The 5,281-nt window shown below is 36.4% G+C and carries 8 protein-coding genes; all 8 read right to left on the bottom strand.

Annotated features, from left to right (window positions below; translation table 11 throughout):
* The coding region (locus A9G23_RS09455) for a DUF6708 domain-containing protein (RefSeq protein ID WP_065587371.1) at nt 1-726 on the bottom strand (726 nt) is incomplete at its 3' end.
* A gap of 16 nt (nt 727-742) precedes the next feature.
* Entirely contained in the window at nt 743-982 is a 240-nt protein-coding gene (locus A9G23_RS09450) for a hypothetical protein (RefSeq protein ID WP_141674890.1), read from the bottom strand.
* Between the two features lie 18 nt (nt 983-1,000).
* Entirely contained in the window at nt 1,001-1,828 is an 828-nt protein-coding gene (locus A9G23_RS09445) for a DUF6708 domain-containing protein (RefSeq protein WP_065587370.1), read from the bottom strand.
* A gap of 16 nt (nt 1,829-1,844) precedes the next feature.
* The gene (locus A9G23_RS09440) at nt 1,845-3,032 is read right to left on the bottom strand and encodes a hypothetical protein (RefSeq protein ID WP_065587369.1); all 1,188 of its coding nucleotides are present in this window, start codon (nt 3,030-3,032) and stop codon (nt 1,845-1,847) included.
* A gap of 22 nt (nt 3,033-3,054) precedes the next feature.
* Nucleotides 3,055-3,867: a DUF6708 domain-containing protein gene (locus tag A9G23_RS09435; protein WP_065587368.1), complete on the bottom strand. Its 813-nt coding sequence runs from the start codon at nt 3,865-3,867 to the stop codon at nt 3,055-3,057.
* 16 nt (nt 3,868-3,883) lie between these two features.
* Complete coding sequence (locus A9G23_RS09430; protein ID WP_065586504.1) at nt 3,884-4,135, bottom strand: hypothetical protein; 252 nt, start codon at nt 4,133-4,135, stop codon at nt 3,884-3,886.
* Nucleotides 4,136-4,204: 69 nt separating this feature from the next.
* Complete coding sequence (locus A9G23_RS09425; RefSeq protein ID WP_065586508.1) at nt 4,205-5,020, bottom strand: DUF6708 domain-containing protein; 816 nt, start codon at nt 5,018-5,020, stop codon at nt 4,205-4,207.
* 16 nt (nt 5,021-5,036) lie between these two features.
* On the bottom strand, nt 5,037-5,281 hold a 245-nt coding region (locus A9G23_RS11545; protein WP_176700614.1), incomplete at its 5' end, for a hypothetical protein.

The following is a 5,281-nucleotide window of genomic DNA, read 5'->3' as shown; positions in this document are numbered from 1 at the left end:
CCTATGGGCTTTAAATTCCGCTTCTTGATCTGACTTATATTCGCCATCATCGATATTGGCCACATCACAAAAAAACATAAAACTATTGATCCAACCCCAAACAAATGTACTACCAGCGCCCGCTCGAATAGGATCTAGCATGATATGATCAATCACTTGATGCGTACCGGGTTGGCATACCATTAGCACGGTCGAGGTTAAAGCATTACGTGACATATTATGAATAATAACACCGTGCAAATCGTCCCAATCATATTCTTTTATTCGGCGTTTTTTCGGTTGTAAAAATACTGCAGGATGCCGTAAAAACTTAAAGTTAAAAAAGTCACTTTCGTTAACATAGACTTTACCTGTTTTACGGTTAAATATAATAGGACTACCACGACGGGAAAATAGATTCTGATAGAATTCAGGGATAGCATAATACATAGTGAGGCAACAGGTAATAAAACCAATTGCACCTATTATTGTTAGTTTGTCACCAATTTCAGAATCATTGAACCAAAAAATCATTATAAAAAAACCAACAGTTAATATGCTTCCCAAAATAATAATAACAAAATAGAGACAGGTATAAAAAATCAGATCTGAGGGAATTTGACGAATAAAGGCACAATAGTTATTATTAGCATAACTTAAGCGACGATCATGCAGGGGCACACTATAAGGACCTTTATCTAGATCACCAAACCAACCAAAAATTTGTGGACGGTATTTTGATGGCATTTTATTCTCCTTTTATTTATTCTTCATGAAATTGGTTACTGCTTCGGTTAATGATAAGTGGAATTTCGCCATCATCTTGTGCATTAGGGCTGATATTGATTTGATAGTTATTTATTAGATCATAAGCAAAGGTGCCCGCTATCCAAGTTATCACCGTTAGGTGGCTATCTGACTGATGAGGATCGGTTTTTTTCACTTCGATTTTTTCAATATCGTTAAAATTAGATTGCCATACCGCTTTGCCCATTCTTGCCAAACTGTAACGGCTTTTGGGCTATTCCGTTATATGGTGCCGTTGTTTAATTTCAGCTAACTCTGCTAATGATGTGGCATTAAACGCTTCAACCATCCATTCGGGCCAGTCTTGACCGGCAATCCTATGGGCTTTAAATTCCGCTTCTTGATCTGATTTATATTCGCCATCATCGATATTGGCAGATTTATAATACACCATAAAACTATTGATCCAACCCCAAACAAATGTACTCCCTGCGCCTGCTCGGGCAGGATCTAGCATGATATGATCAATCACTTGATGCGTACCGGATTGGCACACCATTAACACGGTCGAGGTTAGAGCATTACGCGACATATTATGGATAATAACACCATGCAAATCATCCCAATCATACTCCTTTATACGGCGTTTTTTCGGTTGTAAAAATACCGCAGGACGGCGTAATACTTTAAAGTTAAAAAAATAACTTTCGTTAACATAGACTTTACCTGTTTTACGGTTAAATATAATAGGACTACCACGACGGGAGAATAGATTATGATACAGTTGAGGAACAGCATAATACATACCGATACAACAGGTAATAAATCCAATAATTCCAATAAAACAAAGCATTCTACCACTATCAGGATGATCATAATCCATAATAAATGTAGGAAAACCAATAAGAAGTATTAATAAAACAATAACGACAACAAAATAGAGACAGGCATAAAAAATCTGATCATTGTGATCCTGACGAATAAAGGCACAATAGGTATTATTAGTATAGCTTAAGCGATCGTCATGCAGGGGCACTAAACGTGGACCTTTATCTAGATCACCAAACCAACCAAAAATTTGTGGACGGTATTTTGATGGCATTTTATTCTCCTTTTATTTATTCTTCATGAAATTGGTTACTGCTTCGGTTAATGATAAGTGGAATTTCGCCATCATCTTGTGCATTAGGGCTGATATTGATTTGATAGTTATTTATTAGATCATAAGCAAAGGTGCCCGCGACCCAAGTTATGGCCGTTAGGTCATTATCTGGCTGATTAGGATCGGTTTCTTTTACTTCGATTTTTTCAATATCGGTAAAATTAGATTGCCATACCGCTTTGCCCTGAGTGAGGGTTTTAAAGGTTTTTGCTTCATAATGATCCATAAAATAACCTTTGTCGAGGGTGACATATTCGGTGATTTTTAGGGTCTCTTTGGCTTTGTCTTCGTTTAGGTGGATTGGGGAATGCGCCTCTCCTGAGCTGTGATTTACCCCTGTTAAACTGATATTAAAGCGAGATTCAATCATATCCTCATCGCTTTGCCCATTTTTACCAAATAATTTAACTGAAGCCTGTAACGGCTTTTGGGCAATAGCAGCGCAGTTTGGGTATGTTAAATAAAAATAGAGGTGACGGTGATATAGCTTCATCCCACTAAATGAACTTGGTTTTTTAAAGATGATAAAAGTTTCAATGCCTGACACCGCAACCAAATAGTCATTCACCGAATGACCAAAACCGACAAATGTCTTTTGCTCTTCGTGATAAGCGGCGTACCCCAAATAGGCAAACTCTTTTTGCACCCCAAAATAACAACGGTTTAACCAGTGATCGATAGGAGTAAAATTATCGTATTTTTTACTGCTTGCAATTAAGTATAAACTCAATAAATGTAAAACAACACCAAAGCCTATAGCCATTCCACTTCCAACTAATAATAGAACAGCACCAATACCTAAGGATAAAGCACCAAACAATCTAGCTACAAAATAACTTTTATCCTCCATATTCCACATCCCCAAGGCACTTTTTAATTCACCTAAGGATTCAAAAATAGTCATAGCTGCAAAGGCTTTGGCTACGGTTTTAGAAATCAAGGTATTTAACATCAGTTTGGCTTTAATTTCAGGTACTAATGTGCCCGAAACCGTTGAACGCATCGCTTTAACTAGCTGCATTTTTAATTTGATGTCACGGTATAGGGCAACGCTATCAACACTTAATAATGCTAACGAGCCTAAGTCGATCGCCAGTTGGCGCATTTTTTTATCTTGACTTTCGCCTTCTTTAACGGTGTCCATTATTTTGATTATATTTATATTATTAGCTTATATTGTGCCGTTGTTTAATTTCAGCTAACTCTTCTAATGATGTGGCATTAAACGCTTCAACCATCCATTCGGGCCAGCCTTGTCCTTTAATAATTTTTTCTTTAAATTGGGTTTCTTGTTCCCATTTGTATTTGCCATCGTTTAGACCCGCTAATTTGTTAGCGCACATAAAGTTATTGACCCACCCCCAAACCAGATAACTGCCTATGCCAGCACGTAATGGGTCTAATAATATATGGTCAATTGTTTTATGGGTATGGGGTTTGCACGCCATTAATATGGTGGTGTTGAGTGAATATCGTGAAAAATTATGCACCACCACCCCTTGTAAATGGGCCCAGTCATATTCTTTTATGCGTTTTTTATTAGGGTGCAAAAAGGTTAGCGGATTACGTAACACTTTAAAATTAAAAAAATAACTTTCATTGATATACACTTTACCCGTTTTGCGGTTAAAAATAATGGGGCAACCTCGGCGTGTAAAAAGATTCTGGTAAAATTCTGGTAACATTAAATATAATGTAATAATAAATAAAATTATGATCACCAATGGAAGAATAAGCATAGAAGCCAATTTTATCCATGTAAGCAAATATATTAATATAGGAATAATAAATATTAATCCAATTGAAATTACGCCTGAAAGACATACATAAAAAATCTGATCAGATTTTGTTTTACGAATAAAAGCACAGTAGTTATCATTGGCATATAGAAGACGCTGATCCGCACCCGTTAAATAGTTACCGCCTTTTACTAAATCGCTTATCCAACCAAAAATTTGGGGTTGATATTGTGATGGCATTGTTCTGCTCCTTAATTTAAATTTTATTGTTTTGAGTCACGATTAATGGCACGTCTTCACGGTTATTGTATTGAATAATAATTTGATATTTTACAATATTAAACGCGCTTATGGTGCCGGCGATCCATTTATTGATAATAAGCCCATTTTGAACTGGCTTGTCGCTATTGGTTATTGTTTTATCAGTAAGATGATTAGCCGATGTGGTTAATGTAAATTCGTCTGGCTCGTCAATAGTGTTATAATCAGGCTCAGGCAGCCCTGTCATGACATTACGGTTGCGATCATACTTATCAAAATAGGCTTTTTGTCCGTCCCCGCCCTGAGCTATTAAAACTTATTGTTTGACATGATGCCGTTGTTTAATTTCGGCGAGCTCTGCTTGCGATGTGGCATTAAACGCTTCGACCATCCATTCTGGCCAGCCTTGTCCTTTAATAATGTTGTCTTTAAATTGGGTTTCTTGTTCCCATTTGTATTTGCCATCGTTTAAGCCAGCTAATTTGTTCGCGCACATAAAGTTATTGACCCAACCCCAAACCAGATAACTGCCTATGCCAGCACGTAATGGGTCTAATAATATATGGTCAATTGTTTTATGGGTATGGGGTTTGCACACCATTAATATGGTGGTGTTGAGTGAAGAGCGTGAAAAGTTATGCACCACCACCCCTTGTAAATGGGCCCAGTCATATTCTTTTATGCGTTTTTTATTAGGGTGCAAAAAGGTTAGCGGATTACGTAACACTTTAAAATTAAAAAAATAGCTTTCATTGATATACACTTTACCCGTTTTACGGTTAAAAATAATGGGACTACCTCGACGTGTAAAAAGATTTTGATAAAATTCAGGAATCATTAAATATTCGAGAATAATGTAACAAAATAAACCAGAAGTTAAAAGATAGAAAAGTGTATCACTATTGCACGTTATAATAGAATATATCAAAGATGGAATTAAAAAGATCCCCGAAATTGAGAGAAAAAAACTCATACATAAATAAAGAATCTGATCAGATTTTGTTTTACGAATAAAAGCACAGTAGTTATCATTGGCATATAGAAGACGCTGATCCGCACCCGTTAAATAGTTACCGCCTTTTACTAAATCGCTTATCCAACCAAAAATTTGGGGTTGATATTGTGATGGCATTGTTCTGCTCCTTAATTTAAATTTTATTGTTTTGAGTCACGATTAATGGCACGTCTTCACGGTTATTGTATTGAATAATAATTTGATATTTTACAATATTAAACGCGCTTATGGTGCCGGCGATCCATTTATTGATAATAAGCCCATTTTGAACTGGCTTGTCGCTATTGGTTATTGTTTTATCAGTAAGATGATTAGCCGATGTGGTTAATGTAAATTCGTCTGGCTCGTCAATAGTGTTATAATCAGGCTCAGGCAGCC

Source organism: Gilliamella sp. App4-10, assembly GCF_001690495.1.
GTDB classification, from domain to species: Bacteria; Pseudomonadota; Gammaproteobacteria; order Enterobacterales; family Orbaceae; genus Gilliamella; species Gilliamella apicola_G.
Note: the sequence above shows the minus strand (reverse complement) of the source record. Positions and strands in the feature narration are given on the sequence as shown.